This window comes from Collinsella aerofaciens (genome assembly GCF_005844325.1).
Lineage (GTDB): Bacteria > Actinomycetota > Coriobacteriia > Coriobacteriales > Coriobacteriaceae > Collinsella > Collinsella aerofaciens_G.
Genome location: NZ_SPFY01000011.1, coordinates 22118 through 36123, shown reverse-complemented (window position 1 = coordinate 36123; position 14006 = coordinate 22118). Strand labels below are relative to the sequence as shown.

The window sequence follows — 14006 nt, the reverse complement described above, 5'->3', positions numbered from 1 at the left end:
GAATGTGACAAAGGAATCGTCCTTTTGTCGCACAGGTTTATGCGCTTACCTCAGCAGCGCTCGCCACTGTTTCGGACGAATCGGCTCCGTCCCCCGTCGTCTGCCCCTTCGTCGGCACCACACCAAAGCAGTAGCTCAGCGCCGCAGACATCGCGAATGCTACACCACCGGCAGCGCAGCACCACAGCAGGTTCGAGATGCCGCCCGTGGCAAAGCCAATGACCATGAGGACATTCGTCATGCCGATGGTATAGGCCGTAACGTGGCCCACGGCCGCAACAAGGCCTCCGACGGCGCCGCCAATGGCCATGCACGTCAGGCACCTGCCATATTTAAAGCCGCAACCGTACAGCGCCGGCTCGCTTACGCCACCAAGCACACCCGAGATCGAATAGCCCAGCATGAGCGCCTTCTCGTCCTTATCCGCAACGCGAAGCGACGCGCCAAAGGGCATGCCCCAAACGGCGAACGTTGCCATCGTCGCGGCGATCAGGATGCACGAATCCGTTCCCACACTCATAAACTGCGCATAGGCGAGCGATAGGACGACGTTGCTGACGCCCGCGATCTTTAGGAACTCCCAGCCTGCGGCAAGCCCCATGAGCGTGAGCAGCGACACAATGCCACCGGAATTGCCAAGCATAAACATAAGCTGGCCCAACAGCATGCCCAGATAGCTGCCCGCCGGCGCCGTAATGCACAGCGAAACCGGAACCATGACAAGCAAGGTCGCAAACGGAACAAACGAAAACGCCACGGCCTTAGGGATAACGCGCTTAAAGAAACACTCCACTCGCCATAGCACGGGCACCGAGATGAGAACCGGAATAACAGTCGTCGTGTAATCGTTGACCGGCGCAGGAAGCAGACCATACACGGAAGTCATCGATGCCCCCCGTCGTCGATGCGGCATCGACAAGCTTGAGTAAATCGGGTGCAATCAATACGCCGCCCAGCATCATGCCCAGCTGCTCCGAGCAACCGAGCTGGCGGGCGGCCGCCCAACCAAGATAAATGGGCAAAAAGTAGTAGCCGGCGTTATAGAGCCAACTGTAGAACAGGCGATAGATATCGGAATCGGCAGACCACAGGCCCAGCATGCCTTCGCCCATAATGACAGCGACGGTGCGGAACAACGCCGCGCAGACAATAAACGGCAGCGCCGACATCATGCTTTTGGACAGATAGTCCACCACGGCCATGGCGTTTGATGAAACCGACGTTGTAAACGAGGTGTTAGAAACTTGTAGCATGGAACGCCTTTCCCAATATGACATGCGGGCTGTCCCTTTGTCACATCGTGCGGTATCGACCGATTGCGCGGTACTTTTCGTAGCGGAGGTTTGTGAGGGTCGCGTCGTCGAGCTGCCCAAGCGTATCGAAGGCATCAAATGCCGAGGACATGACGGCACCGGCGATCTCCTCATGCGACAGGCCCTTATCGTCAACAATGCCGTCGATGATGCCGAGCGCCAGCAGATCGGGGGCCGTGAGCTTAAGCGCCTCGGCGGCCTCATCCGCACGCTCGGTATCCTTCCACAGGATCGACGCACAGGCCTCGGGGCTCACGACCGAATAGGCCGAGCTCGAGAGCATCAGGATGCGGTCGGCCACGGACAGCGCCAGCGCGCCACCAGAGCCGCCCTCGCCTGTCACCACCGAGACAATCGGCGTCTTAAGGCCGCTCATCTCCATGAGATTCTGGGCGATGGCCTCGCCCTGACCGCGTTCCTCGGCACCGATGCCGCAAAACGCGCCCGAAGTATCGACCAGGCACAGAACCGGTCGACCAAACTTTTCGGCCTGGCGCATCAGGCGACGCGCTTTGCGGTAGCCCTCGGGATGTGCCATACCAAAGTTGCGACGCATGCGCTCTTTGGTCGTGGTGCCGCGCTCGATGGCGATGACCGTTACGGGGCGTCCGTCTTTCCAGCCAATGCCAGCCACCACAGCAGCGTCGTCGCCAAAGTAGCGGTCGCCGTGCAGCTCCACAAATCCATCCAGGCCCAGCGAGATCATCTCGCCTGCCGTGGCGCGATCTGCCGAGCGGGTCTGCTTGACAATCTCGAGCGCGGTTTTTGGTGCGGCCGAGCGCTTGAACAAGTGTCCCAGCTTTTTGCCGCGGCGACCCGTATGCACGATCTCATGCGGTGCCCCCAGGCCGGGCGCGTGCCCTTCGTGCAGCGCCAGCAGCTCGCCTACCGTGAGCGCAATCTCGCCACGCGGAACAACGGCATCGCAAAAGCCGTGCTCCAGCAAAAACTCGGAGCGCTGGAATCCCTTGGGCAGGCGCTTGTGCATGTTCTGCTCGATCACGCGCGGGCCGGCAAATGCCGTCAGGGCATCGGGCTCGGCCAGGATAATATCGCCCTCCATGGCAAAGCTCGCGGTTACGCCTCCGGTCGTGGGGTCGGTGAGCACCGTGATATACAGGCCGCCCGCCTCGCTGTGGCGCCTAACCGCCGCAGAAATCTTGGCCATCTGCATAAGCGATGTCACGCCCTCTTGCATGCGCGCACCGCCCGAAACGGTAAAGCCGACAACTGGCAATCCAAGCTCGGTCGCTCGCTCAAATGTGCGACAGATCTTCTCGCCCACCACGGAACCCATCGAGCCCATCATAAAGTTGGCGTCCATAAAGAAGAGCGCGGTATCGCAACCGCAGATTTTGCCCCTGCCGCACACAACGGCATCGTGCTCGCCCGAACGCTCGCTCACGCTCTTGAGCTTGTCGGCATAGCCGGGAAACGAGAGGAAGTCCTCCGGCGCCAGACTGGCATCCCATTCCTCAAACGTGCCCTCGTCAATCGTCATGCGCATGCGGTCGCGCCCGCTCACGCGAAAGTGTTTGCCGCAACGAGGGCAGACCTCGAGGTTGTCGTGCAGGCGCGCCTCATCGATCACGCGGCGGCACTCCGGGCACTTGATAAACACGTGGCGCGCGGGAAACTCGGCGCACGACTCGGTCATCGGTCCCTCGAGGACGTTGACCGTCTTCGCTTTTCTATTCATCAGCATAGAGATGCCCCATCAGATCGGTGTGATACATGCCCGACAAGAACTCGTCGTTTGCCAGCACGTCGAGCTGAAGCTCGCTGTTTTCGCTCACGCCCTCAATCACGAGCTCGCCCAGGGCCGAGCGCATCTTGCGAATGGCGCCGTCACGCGTGGGCGCACACACGATGAGCTTGCCAAGCATGGAGTCGTAGTACGGCGGAACTTTAGCACCGGTAAACATGGCGGAATCCCAGCGCACGCGCGGACCACCCGGCACACGCAACGCGGTGACCGTTCCGCATGACGGCAGAAAATCCGGCGTTTCGGCATTGATGCGGCACTCCATGGCGTGGTTGCGGACCGGCATGTCCTCCTGCTCAAAGGGCAGAGGCTGGCCGGCTGCCACGCGCAGCTGCCACTTGACCAAGTCGGTATCGGTCACAAACTCCGTAACCGGATGCTCCACCTGCAAGCGCGTGTTCATTTCCATAAAGTAGAAATTGCCGTCGTCCGAATACAGGAACTCGATGGTACCGGCTCCTTCGTAGCCGACGGCACGAGCCAGGTCACGCGCTGCCTTGTGCATGCGAGCACGAATGTCGTCGTGTCCGTCGAGGCACGGCGCGGGGCTCTCCTCGATTAGCTTTTGGTTGCGCCGCTGCACCGAGCACTCGCGCTCGCCGAGCGAAAACACATGGCCCTGCTTATCGGCCATAATCTGTACCTCAACGTGATGCGCCGGCGCGACGAACTTCTCCATGTAGCACTCGCCGTCGCCAAAAACGGCCTCGCCCTCGGCGCGTGCTTCAATAAAGGCCTTTGCCGCATCTTCCACGCGCTCGACCTTACGAATACCGCGACCGCCGCCGCCCGCACGCGCCTTAATAAGCACGGGGCAGCCAATGCGCTCAGCCTCGGCCGTTGCCTCCTCGGGACTTTTGAGCAAATCGCAGCCCGGCACGATGGGCACGCCCGCCGCGGCAGCCGTTCGACGTGCGGCGTCCTTGTCGCCCATGCTGTCGATCACCTTGGCCGAAGGACCAACAAACGCCAGGCCATACTTGTCGCAGTCGCGCACGAAGCTCGCCTTCTCGGAGAAAAAGCCATAGCCAGGATGAATTGCCTTAGCTCCCGACTTTACGGCACAGGTGAGCACAGCATCGTCGTTGAGGTAGCTCTCGGCAAGACGCGGACCGCCGATGCAATACGCCTCGTCGGCAAGCTGCACGTGCAGCGCGTCCGCATCGGCCGTGGAATAAACGGCGACGGTCTTGATGCCCATATCGCGGCACGCGCGGATAACACGGACCGCGACTTCGCCGCGGTTGGCGATGAGCACTTTGTCGAACATGAAGCCTTCCTTAACTTTCGTGCATGAGTGCAAAAGACATATCGGCGCGGCAGCAAACCTCACCGTTGACGCTCGCAGTACCCGTCGCAAAGCGGAACGGCCCGCGCGCACGCGTGATGGTGCACACCAGATCAACCGTGTCGCCCGGGCGCACCGGACGCTTAAAGCGCACCTTGTCCAGACTCGTGTAGAACGGCGTCGCGCCGCGCGCTTCCTCATCGCCCATCAGCAGCACGCAACAGTTTTGGGCGAGCATCTCGCACTGAATCACGCCGGGGACCACCGGGTTTCCCGGAAAATGCCCCTGCAAAAAGTACTCGTCGCCCGTAATCGTGATCTTGCCGTGGGCCTCGTCGCCCACCAGCTCGGCCTCGTCGAGCAAAAGCATCGGTTCGCGATGCGGCAACAGTTCCTTAAGCTCTTCTTTGTTCATGGATATCACCTATCCGATCCTCATAAGGCAACTGCCAAACTCCACGAGGTCGCCGTCGGCCACGCAGATCTCGAGCACCTCGCCGTCTGCCTCTGCCGTTACCTCGTTGAGAACCTTCATGGCCTCGATGATGCAGAGCGTCTCGCCGGCCTTGACCTTAGAGCCCACGTGCACAAACGGCTCGTCGCCCGGCGCCGGGGCAGCATAGAAAACGCCGACCATGGGAGCGGTCACCTCGGTGCCCTTGGGCTCCGGTGCGGCGGCAGGTGTCTGCGCGGCGGGCTCCGGTGCGGCAGGCGCGACTGTGGGAGCTGCAACTGGAGCGGCCATAGCGCTCGGCATGGGCATGGGCACGGCAACCGGCTGTGCGGCGCTCGCGCGCTCGAGTTCGACCGCGGTGCCATCGGGCTCCTCAACGCGTACGCGCGTGAGGCCGCGGTCCTCCATAACATCGGCTATCTCGGCAAGTCTTTTGGAATCCATGCTCTAGCTCCTCGTATATCTACGCAGCGCGATGGCGGCGTTGTGTCCGCCAAAGCCCAGGTTGGTCGAAAGCGCCCAGGTAAGGTCAGCGCGAACCGCGCGATTGGGCGTGTAGTCAAGATCGCAGGCGGGATCGGGCGTGTGGTAGTTAATGGTCGGCGGCACCACGCCCTGCTCGAGCGCCATGGCGCAGGCCATGACCTCGATGGCGCCCGTGGCACCGATCATGTGGCCGGTCATCGACTTAGTCGACGAGACGTGCGCGGCGCGCGCCGCGTCCTCGCCGAGCGCACGCTTAATGCCCGTCGTCTCGGACGAATCGTTGAGCTTGGTCGATGTGCCGTGGGCATTGATGTAGAGACCCTCGGAAGGCTTGACGTCGCCCTCGGTCACCGCCAGCGATATCGCGCGGGCAATGCCGGCAGCCTCGGGATCAGGACTCGTGATGTGATAGGCATCATCGGTGTTGCCGTAGCCCACGACCTCGGCATAAATGTGCGCACCGCGCGCCTGCGCATGTTCCATGCTCTCGAGTACCAGCACGCAGGCGCCCTCGCCCATCACAAAGCCGTCGCGGTCTGCATCGAACGGACGGCAGGCCGTCGCGGGATCGGGGTTGGTGGTCAATGCGCGGCAGGACGTAAAGCCCGCAACGGCATCGGGGATAATTGCAGCCTCGGCGCCGCCCGCGAGGATCGCGTCGGCATAGCCGTGCTTGATGGCGCGGAACGCCTCGCCCACCGCATGGGCCGAGGTTGCGCACGCGGTCACCACGGGCAGGGTCGGGCCCTTTGCCTTGTGGCGGATTGCGATATTGCCCGATGCCATGTTGGGGATCATCATCGCGATCATATAGGGCGATGCGCGGCGGGGCCCACGTTCGGCAATCGTATGGACGTTGTCGACGAGCGTCGTCATGCCGCCCACGCCCGAGCCCACGTAGACGCCCAGGCGCTCGCGATCGATGGCGCCTTCGACATCAAAGCCCGCATCGTGCATGGCTTCGTCCGAAGCCGCCATCGCAAACTGAACGCAGGGGTCGAGATGCTTGGCGTCACGCTTGCCAAAGTACTCGTTGCTGTCAAAGCCCTTGACCTCGGCTGCCACCTTGACGGCAAACGCATCGGTATCGAAGTGCGTGATCGGGCCGATGCCGCACGTGCCAGCACACATTGCCGCCCAGGTGGCAAGCGCGGTGTTGCCGAGCGGCGACACGGCACCGATACCGGTGATTGCAACTCTCTGTTCCATCATGGTCTCCTCATCCAAGCCGTTCTTCGGCCCTGGTTTCTACATCGCCATTCCGCCGTCGACGCGCACGACCTCACCCGTAATGTAGGCAGCCGCATCGCTCGCCAAAAAGCGCACCACGCCGGCCACCTCCTCGGGACGCGCCATACGCTTAAGGGGAATCTGCTCCTCGGTTACCGTACGCACCTTCTCCGAGAGCTTTGCCGTCATATCCGTCTCGACAAACCCGGGGGCAACCGCGTTCACTCGTACGCCGCGGGGCGCAAGCTCGCGCGCCACCGCCTTGGTCAGGCCGATCACGCCCGCCTTGGAGGCAGCGTAGTTGGCTTGCCCAGCATTGCCCATCAGGCCCACGACCGAGCTCATGTTGACGACGCAGCCGCCGCGCTGGCGCATAAAGGTCTTGGTGAGCGCGCGCGTCGTGTTAAACGTTCCTTTAAGATTGACATCGAGCACGCGATCGAAGGCGTCATCGCCCATGCGCATGAGCAGGCCATCGCGGGTGATGCCAGCGTTGTTGACGAGCGCCCAAATGGAGCCAAAGTCGTTGAGGACCGCTTCCACGCACGCGTTGACGGCAGCGGGGTCGGCCACGTCGCATTGATATGAGCGCGCCGTGGCGCCAGCCGCCTCGCAGGCGTCGCACGTCTCGCGCGCCGCATCGACGCTGCCGGCATAGACGACGGCGATATCGTAGCCATCCTCCGCCAGACCGATAGCGCAGGCGCGGCCGATACCCCGCGAGCCGCCCGTGACCAGTGCCACGCGACGTGAGTCGTTGCGCTCGAGCGCGCCGTTGTTCAAGTTGCCCATGTCATTCCTTTCGGGTTACAGCCCTGTGGACCATGCGAGCTCGTCGGCAATAGCTGCGACCTGCTCGGCCGTCTCGCACGAATACACACGAACGTCGCTCAACGTACGCTTGATCAGGCCGGACAGCGTTTTGCCGGGGCCGACCTCAATAAATGTGTCGATGCCTTGATCCTGCAGAGCATGCAGCGTATCGACCCAGCGCACGGCATGGCTCACCTGATTGGCCAAGACATCCGATGCCGTCTGGGGGTCCGCCGGATAGGGCGCCGCTGTCATATTTGCCAAAACAGGAATGAGCAACGGGGACGGCGCGTGACCGGCCTCAATATATGCTGCAAGGCCACAGGTCGCCTCGGCCATATAGGGGCTATGAAATGCACCCGACACCGCGACCTTCATGGCGCGGCCGCCAGCCTCTTTTACTAGGACGTCGAGGGTCTGCAGCGCATCGGGCGCTCCGGCCACAACCGTCTGCTGGGGACTGTTGTAGTTGACCGGCCAGCAGTCCTCGCCGGCCTGCGCAGCTAGGTTCTCGACTTGCGCAGCATCAAGTTTGATGACGGCGCGCATGCCGCCGGGGTGACGCTCGGCCGCCGTGGCCATCAATGCCGCGCGCTCACACACGAGCTCAAAACCCGCTCGCGTATCGAATGCCCCCGCAAAGGTGAGTGCAGCGACCTCGCCCAGCGAGAATCCCGCACAGGCGGCAGGCACCACGCCGCGCTCGCGCAGGGCGACGGCGACAGCCAAGTCGTGCACGAACACGCAAGGCTGCGTGTTCTCGGTCTGCGAGAGCTCCTCCTTGGAGGCGCTCCGGCACTGCTCGCTCGTCCCCGGGCGCACCTCATCGGCAATGGCGAACACCTCGGCGGCCGCCGGCGATGTCTCGATCAAGTCGACGCCCATCGCGGGGTGCTGGGCACCCTGGCCGGCAAACAAAAACGCTACGCCACCCATGCGCACGCACCCTTCAGGACGTGCTCGGCGCCGGCGACCAGGTCGTCAACGATTTCGCGTGCGCTCTGGCGCTCGTTGACCATGCCGGCAATCTGTCCACACAAAAACGAACCCTCTTCGTAGTTGCCGTCCTTGGCGGCCTTACGCAGCGCACCGGTTCCCATAGCACCGAGCTCCTCGGCACTCGCGCCGAAACCCTCGCTCTTGGCATAGGCGTTGGTGAAGGGGCTCTTGAGGGCGCGCACTGGATGTCCCGTCGAGCGACCGGTCGCACGCGTTGAAGTGTCGTTGGCCTTCAGGACCATCTCTTTGTACTGCTCCGAGACGGTGCACTCGTCTGCGACCAGAAAGCGCGTACCCACTTGCACGCCTTCGGCGCCCAGCATAAAGGCGGCCGCCACGCCGCGGCCGTCGGCAATACCGCCGGCGGCCACGACGGGAATGTCAACCGCATCGACGACCTGCGGCACCAGTGCCATCGTCGAGGTCTCGCCAATATGGCCGCCCGATTCGGTACCCTCGGCAACAACCGCCGTGGCTCCACGACGTGCCACGAGGCGCGCCAGCGCCACCGAGGCAACGACCGGGATGACCTTGATGCCCGCCTCGTTCCACGCCTTCATGTACTTGGCGGGATTGCCGGCGCCCGTCACGACGACCGGCACTCGCTCGTCAATCACGACCTGCGCGACCTCGTCGGCAAACGGGCTCATGAGCATGACGTTGACGCCAAAGGGCTTATCCGTCTTGGCGCGCAGCTCATGAATCTGGTCGCGAAGCCAGTTGGCGTCGGCGTTCATGGCCGCGATGATGCCTAAGCCACCCGCCTCGGACACTGCGGACGCCAGCGAGGCATCGGCAATCCAGGCCATACCGCCCTGGAACACGGGCTTTTCGATGCCGAGCAGATCGCAGAGAGGAGTCTTGAGCATCTCTACTTCTCCAATGCCGCCTCGACCGTATCGGCGAACTCGCCGACCGTCTTGGGGTTCTCCTCGGTATCGAGCTGGATGCCAAACTCGTCCTCGACGGCAACGAGGATCTCGACGGTGCCCAGGCTGTCGAGACCAATCTCCTCGAGCGTGGACTCGGGCTTCATCTCGACATCGTCAAGACCGGCGGTCTCGCGGATAACGTCGCAAACGCGCTCGAAGGTCTTCTGATCTGCCATGGTAGTTCTCCTTTGGTTGTGCCCTAGGGCGTTTTTATTTCCTATGTGCGACTACTTCCAACGAAGCAGATAGCCACCTATATCCAGACCGGCGCCAAATCCAACCAAGGCGATGGTGTCGCCTGTGTGAAGTGCACCGGCGTTTGCCAGCCGGTCGAGGGCAAGCGGAATGCATGCGCTCGAAATGTTGCCGGTCTCGCGCAACGTGCGAACCACGCGCTCGTCCGGCACGCCCAGGCGCTTGACCGCCTGGCTCAGGATTCGTTCGTTAGCCTGATGGAATACAAAATGATCGATGTCTTCGACCAAAATGCCCGCATCGATCGCAAGCTTATGGACCGTGTCGCAGATGGCGTTGACGCCGAACTTGAACACGCGGCGGCCATTCATGGACAGCACGCTCGCGCTATCTGCGGAAGCCTTAAACGGCGAGGTACCGACCAGACCGGGAACGCGCAACGTCTCGACGTCGGGCGCCGTCGAAAGCTCAACGGCAAGGGGACTGTCTCCCCCAGCCTCAATCACTGCGGCGCCTGCCCCATCGCCAAAGAGCACGCAGGTGGCACGGTCGGTCCAGTCGAGCGCGCGCGTCATCTGCTCGGCAGCAACGACAAGCACGCGCTCGGCGCGACCGCGGGCGATATAGCCCTCGGCGACATCGAGCGCAAATACGAAGCCGGCACAAGCCGCCGAGACATCGAAGGCAGGGCACGTCGCGCCTAGTCGCTCAGCAACGGCACACGCCTCAGCGGGAACAAGGTGGTCACCCGTCGTCGTCGAGCAGACGATCAGATCCAGCTGGCTCGCGTCGATTCCGGACACCTGGAGTGCCCGCTCACTCGCCGCTACGGCAAGGTCGTCAAGTGACTCGGTGGTGCAGACGTGGCGGCTCTTGATACCCGTGCGGGTAAAAATCCACTCATCCGAGGTATCGAGGAACTCAGACAGCTCGTCATTGGAAACACTGCGTTCAGGAAGCGCCGAGCCTGTTCCAAGAATCGTGAAACCCATCACTAACCTCCTTTGAGTTGTTGACGTGTTTACATCGACCAAGAGAGGATAACGCATTTCAGTCTTTGTTGACGTGTTAACATTAAATTGTCCAAATGCGACAAAGGCTTCACATTGTGTCTATCTCTCGACACCATTGCGTCATTCACTTATTCAATAAGGAGGTAGCAGCCGCTATGGATGCCCAATTAACGATTGTCGACGTAACCGGATCGACCAACGATGACCTGCTCGAGGCAGGAAAACAGGGTGCGCCGCACGGCACAGGACTTGCCGCCCGCGCGCAAACGGCAGGACGCGGCCGGCGCGGCCACAAGTGGGATTCAACCGCCGGCAACCTATTGCTTTCGATTGTCCTGCGTCCATGCGTTAATCCCGCAAAGTACTCTGGTCTTGCCGCCGTCAGCGGCCTAGCGGTGCTCGAAGCACTCGAAAAGCAAGGCCTTGCAAGCGAAATAGCCCTCAAATGGCCCAACGACCTGGTCGCGCGAGGACGCAAGCTCGGCGGCATTCTGGTCGAGGCCGCACGCGATAACGAAGGCAAACCTTTCGCCGTCTGCGGCATTGGTGTCAACGTAAACTACACGCCCCAAGAGGTGCCCGATGGCGGCCTGGCGGCAATTGGCCTCTCGGACCTCAACGAGAGCGTTCCCGCCGTCGACATGCTCCTCGATGAGGTCTATCACGCAGTTATAGACGCTGTAGATACCTGGGCAGAGCGCCTCAACGCCATGGAAGAAAACGCCGGTCCGCTCGCGCCCGTCCACGACGAATATATCGCTCACCTCAATTGGATCGGGAAGCACGTTATCGCCCGCTCCCCCGCTGGAGACGAGCTGGCACGAGGCATATTTAGAACGGTCGACGATTGCGGCCGCGCATGCATTGAGACCGAGAGCGGCTTGTGCGTCTTCCACTTCGAAGAAGCATCCTTGCGCCCCCTGAGCGAATAGGGCGCCGCAGCCGCCGGCTCGGCAGACGAATTCGCTATCCCAAAATCTAAACTCAAAACAAAAGGGCCCCGCTACCGTAACGGCAGCGGGGCCCTTTAAGCTATGAGCGATATCGCTTAGAGCTTGATGTCGATGTCGACGCCAGCGGGGAGGTCGAGACGCATGAGCGAATCAACGGTGCCCGAGGTGGGGTCGAGGATGTCGATGAGGCGCTTGTGGGTGCGCATCTCGAACTGCTCACGGGAGTCCTTGTTCACGTGCGGCGAGCGGATAACCGTGTACAGGTTGCGCTCGGTGGGCAGGGGGACAGGACCGGAAACGCGAGCGCCGGTCTTCTGAGCGGTCTCGACGATGAGCTTCGCGGACTGATCGACGACCTCGTGATCATAGCCCTTGAGGCGAATGCGGATCTTCTGGGTAGCCAACTTAAACCTCCAAAGAGTGCGAGAGATGTTCTCGCAGGATTACGTAACAGGGAGCTCGAACTTAGGCGTTCTTGCTCATGACCTCGTCCACGATGGACTTGGGCGCAGGCTCATAAGAGTCGAACTGCATCGTGTAGGATGCACGGCCCTGGGTCTGGGAGCGAAGGTCGGTAGCGTAACCGAACATCTCGCCCAGCGGCACCTTGGCACGGATGAGCTTGCTGTTCTTGCGATCCTCCATACCCTCGATCTTGCCGCGGCGACCGGAGAGGTTGCCCATAACGTCGCCCATGTACTGCTCGGGGGTCTCGACCTCGACAGCCATGATCGGCTCGAGCAGCTGCGGATCGGACTTCTTGAGGGCGTCCTTGATAGCCATGGAACCGGCGATCTTGAAGGCGGCCTCGGAGGAGTCGACCTCGTGGTAAGAACCGTCGAACAGGGTGACCTTGACGTCGAGGACCGGGAAGCCGGCGATAACACCGGTGTTCAGGGCCTCCTGGATGCCCTTGTCGATGGACGGGATGTACTCCTTGGGCACGACGCCGCCGACGATAGCGTTGACGAACTCGTAGCCGAAGCCCTCCTCCATCTTCTCGAGCTTGATGACGGCGTGGCCGTACTGACCGCGACCGCCGGACTGGCGGACGAACTTGCCCTCAGCCTTCTCGACGTCGTGACCAGCGGTCTCGCGGTAGGCAACCTGGGGCTTACCAACGTTAGCGTCAACCTTGAACTCGCGGAGCAGACGGTCGACGATGATCTCGAGGTGCAGCTCGCCCATGCCGGCGATGATGGTCTGGCCGGTCTCGTGGTTGGTGGACACCTGGAAGGTCGGGTCCTCCTCGGCGAGCTTGGTCAGAGCCAGGGACATCTTGTCCTGCTCGGCCTTGGTCTTGGGCTCGATGGCAACGTCGATAACGGGCTTAGCGAACTCGATCTTCTCGAGGACGATCTCCTTGCCCTCGGCGCACAGGGTGTCACCGGTGGTGGAGTTCTTGAAGCCGACGCAAGCGACGATGTCGCCGGCGGCAGCGTCGTCACGGTCGATACGCTCGGCGGCGTTCATCTCGAGGATGCGGCCGAGACGCTCGCGCTGACCGTTGGAAGCGTTGACCACGTAGGAGCCGGACTCAGCGCGGCCGGAGTAAACGCGGACATAGGTGAGCTTACCGACGAACGGGTCGGTCATGATCTTAAAGACCAGGCCGGAGAAGGGCTCGTCGAAGGAAGGATGACGCTGGATCTCCTCGCCGGTGTCCGGATCGGTACCGGTGACGGCCTCGACGTCGAGCGGGCTGGGCAGGTAGTCGACGACAGCGTCGAGCAGCTCCTGAACGCCCTTGTTCTTGTAGGCGGAGCCCACGAAGACGAGGTTGAGCTCGTTGGCCAGAACACCCTTGCGCAGAGCAGCCTTGAGCTCCTCGACGGTGAAGTCCTCCTCCATGAGGATCTTCTCCATGAGCTCGTCGTCAAAGCTGGCAGCAGCGTCGAGGAGCTCCTCGCGCTTGGTGGCAGCGATGTCGGCAAACTCAGCCGGGATCTCGTCCATCGGCTCGGGGTAGGTCATACCCTTCTCGTCGGCCTTGAAGTCCCATGCAGTCATGGTGACCAGGTCGATGACGCCCCAGAAGTTGTCCTCGGCGCCCATCGGGACCTGAGCGGCCACGGCGTTGGCGTCGAGACGATCCTTCATGGTCTCGATAGCGTTGAAGAAGTCAGCGCCCACGCGGTCATACTTGTTGATGAAGGCGATGCGGGGGACGTTGAAGGTAGAAGCCTGACGCCAAACGGTCTCAGACTGGGGCTGAACGCCGGCAACAGCGTCGAAGACGGCGACAGCGCCATCGAGGACGCGCAGGCAGCGCTCGACCTCGGCGGTGAAGTCAACGTGGCCCGGGGTGTCGATGATCTGGATGCGGTAGTCCTTACCGTCCTTGTTCCAGAAGCAGGTGGTAGCAGCGGAGGTAATGGTTACGCCGCGCTCCTGCTCCTGAACCATCCAGTCCATGGTGGCAGCGCCCTCATGGACCTCACCGATCTTGTGGGTCTTACCGGTGTAGTAAAGAATACGCTCGGTCGTGGTGGTCTTACCGGCATCGATGTGAGCCATGATGCCGATGTTACGGGTATCGGAAAGCTTGTACTTAGGCTTAGCCAT

The 14006-nt window shown here is 61.9% G+C and carries 15 protein-coding genes; 1 reads left to right on the top strand and 14 read right to left on the bottom strand.

Annotated elements, in window-relative coordinates:
- Positions 1 to 37 precede the first annotated feature (37 nt).
- From FGQ61_RS05020 to FGQ61_RS04965, 12 genes are read right to left on the bottom strand one after another with little or no spacing between them, the layout of a single operon-like run.
- Positions 38 to 886: a PTS sugar transporter subunit IIC gene (locus FGQ61_RS05020; protein WP_138374778.1), complete on the bottom strand. Its 849-nt coding sequence runs from the start codon at positions 884 to 886 to the stop codon at positions 38 to 40.
- Entirely contained in the window at positions 777 to 1253 is a 477-nt protein-coding gene (locus tag FGQ61_RS05015) for a hypothetical protein (RefSeq protein WP_138374777.1), read from the bottom strand. The genes FGQ61_RS05020 and FGQ61_RS05015 overlap by 110 nt, the downstream gene beginning before the upstream one ends.
- Before the next feature lie 40 nt (positions 1254 to 1293).
- On the bottom strand, positions 1294 to 3018 hold the full coding sequence (accD, locus tag FGQ61_RS05010; RefSeq protein ID WP_138374776.1) for an acetyl-CoA carboxylase, carboxyltransferase subunit beta: 1725 nt from the start codon (positions 3016 to 3018) through the stop codon (positions 1294 to 1296).
- Positions 3005 to 4348: an acetyl-CoA carboxylase biotin carboxylase subunit gene (locus FGQ61_RS05005; RefSeq protein ID WP_006235026.1), complete on the bottom strand. Its 1344-nt coding sequence runs from the start codon at positions 4346 to 4348 to the stop codon at positions 3005 to 3007. Before FGQ61_RS05005 ends, accD begins: the two co-directional genes overlap by 14 nt.
- A gap of 10 nt (positions 4349 to 4358) precedes the next feature.
- Positions 4359 to 4781 carry a 3-hydroxyacyl-ACP dehydratase FabZ gene (fabZ, locus tag FGQ61_RS05000; protein ID WP_117563763.1) on the bottom strand — a complete coding sequence of 141 codons (423 nt, stop codon included), beginning with the start codon at positions 4779 to 4781 and terminating at the stop codon, positions 4359 to 4361.
- Positions 4782 to 4790: 9 nt separating this feature from the next.
- Positions 4791 to 5264 (bottom strand): acetyl-CoA carboxylase biotin carboxyl carrier protein, encoded by a 474-nt coding sequence (accB, locus tag FGQ61_RS04995; RefSeq protein WP_022094191.1) that lies wholly within the window; start codon positions 5262 to 5264, stop codon positions 4791 to 4793.
- A gap of 3 nt (positions 5265 to 5267) precedes the next feature.
- Entirely contained in the window at positions 5268 to 6515 is a 1248-nt protein-coding gene (gene fabF, locus FGQ61_RS04990) for a beta-ketoacyl-ACP synthase II (RefSeq protein WP_138374775.1), read from the bottom strand.
- Between the two features lie 39 nt (positions 6516 to 6554).
- Positions 6555 to 7328 (bottom strand): 3-oxoacyl-[acyl-carrier-protein] reductase, encoded by a 774-nt coding sequence (gene fabG / locus FGQ61_RS04985; RefSeq protein WP_138374774.1) that lies wholly within the window; start codon positions 7326 to 7328, stop codon positions 6555 to 6557.
- Positions 7329 to 7343: 15 nt separating this feature from the next.
- Positions 7344 to 8285 carry an ACP S-malonyltransferase gene (locus FGQ61_RS04980; protein ID WP_138374773.1) on the bottom strand — a complete coding sequence of 314 codons (942 nt, stop codon included), beginning with the start codon at positions 8283 to 8285 and terminating at the stop codon, positions 7344 to 7346.
- Positions 8273 to 9217, bottom strand: coding sequence for an enoyl-[acyl-carrier-protein] reductase FabK (gene fabK / locus FGQ61_RS04975; RefSeq protein WP_138374772.1), 945 nt, complete (start codon positions 9215 to 9217; stop codon positions 8273 to 8275). Before fabK ends, FGQ61_RS04980 begins: the two co-directional genes overlap by 13 nt.
- Positions 9218 to 9219: 2 nt before the next feature.
- Positions 9220 to 9456: an acyl carrier protein gene (locus tag FGQ61_RS04970; RefSeq protein WP_006235019.1), complete on the bottom strand. Its 237-nt coding sequence runs from the start codon at positions 9454 to 9456 to the stop codon at positions 9220 to 9222.
- A 51-nt stretch (positions 9457 to 9507) separates the two neighbouring features.
- Complete coding sequence (locus FGQ61_RS04965; RefSeq protein WP_138374771.1) at positions 9508 to 10467, bottom strand: 3-oxoacyl-ACP synthase III family protein; 960 nt, start codon at positions 10465 to 10467, stop codon at positions 9508 to 9510.
- Positions 10468 to 10643: 176 nt separating this feature from the next.
- Between FGQ61_RS04965 and FGQ61_RS04960 the strand changes: the two genes are divergently transcribed.
- Positions 10644 to 11420: a biotin--[acetyl-CoA-carboxylase] ligase gene (locus tag FGQ61_RS04960; protein WP_161144894.1), complete on the top strand. Its 777-nt coding sequence runs from the start codon at positions 10644 to 10646 to the stop codon at positions 11418 to 11420.
- A gap of 116 nt (positions 11421 to 11536) precedes the next feature.
- Here the strand turns inward: FGQ61_RS04960 and rpsJ are convergent, their stop codons facing one another.
- Positions 11537 to 11845: a 30S ribosomal protein S10 gene (gene rpsJ, locus FGQ61_RS04955; protein WP_022094184.1), complete on the bottom strand. Its 309-nt coding sequence runs from the start codon at positions 11843 to 11845 to the stop codon at positions 11537 to 11539.
- A gap of 61 nt (positions 11846 to 11906) precedes the next feature.
- Positions 11907 to 14006, bottom strand: a complete 2100-nt coding sequence (fusA, locus tag FGQ61_RS04950; RefSeq protein WP_022094183.1) for an elongation factor G — start codon at positions 14004 to 14006, stop codon at positions 11907 to 11909.

Coding starts and splice junctions, on each gene's coding strand:
- fabG (WP_138374774.1), bottom strand. CDS start 7,328: ATGGGCAACTTGAACAACGGCGCGCTCGAGCGCAACGACTCACGTCGC.
- FGQ61_RS04970 (WP_006235019.1), bottom strand. CDS start 9,456: ATGGCAGATCAGAAGACCTTCGAGCGCGTTTGCGACGTTATCCGCGAG.
- fabK (WP_138374772.1), bottom strand. CDS start 9,217: ATGCTCAAGACTCCTCTCTGCGATCTGCTCGGCATCGAAAAGCCCGTG.
- FGQ61_RS05015 (WP_138374777.1), bottom strand. CDS start 1,253: ATGCTACAAGTTTCTAACACCTCGTTTACAACGTCGGTTTCATCAAAC.
- FGQ61_RS05005 (WP_006235026.1), bottom strand. CDS start 4,348: ATGTTCGACAAAGTGCTCATCGCCAACCGCGGCGAAGTCGCGGTCCGT.
- accB (WP_022094191.1), bottom strand. CDS start 5,264: ATGGATTCCAAAAGACTTGCCGAGATAGCCGATGTTATGGAGGACCGC.
- accD (WP_138374776.1), bottom strand. CDS start 3,018: ATGCTGATGAATAGAAAAGCGAAGACGGTCAACGTCCTCGAGGGACCG.
- fabZ (WP_117563763.1), bottom strand. CDS start 4,781: ATGAACAAAGAAGAGCTTAAGGAACTGTTGCCGCATCGCGAACCGATG.
- FGQ61_RS04960 (WP_161144894.1), top strand. CDS start 10,644: ATGGATGCCCAATTAACGATTGTCGACGTAACCGGATCGACCAACGAT.
- fabF (WP_138374775.1), bottom strand. CDS start 6,515: ATGGAACAGAGAGTTGCAATCACCGGTATCGGTGCCGTGTCGCCGCTC.
- FGQ61_RS05020 (WP_138374778.1), bottom strand. CDS start 886: ATGACTTCCGTGTATGGTCTGCTTCCTGCGCCGGTCAACGATTACACG.
- fusA (WP_022094183.1), bottom strand. CDS start 14,006: ATGGCTAAGCCTAAGTACAAGCTTTCCGATACCCGTAACATCGGCATC.
- FGQ61_RS04965 (WP_138374771.1), bottom strand. CDS start 10,467: ATGGGTTTCACGATTCTTGGAACAGGCTCGGCGCTTCCTGAACGCAGT.
- FGQ61_RS04980 (WP_138374773.1), bottom strand. CDS start 8,285: ATGGGTGGCGTAGCGTTTTTGTTTGCCGGCCAGGGTGCCCAGCACCCC.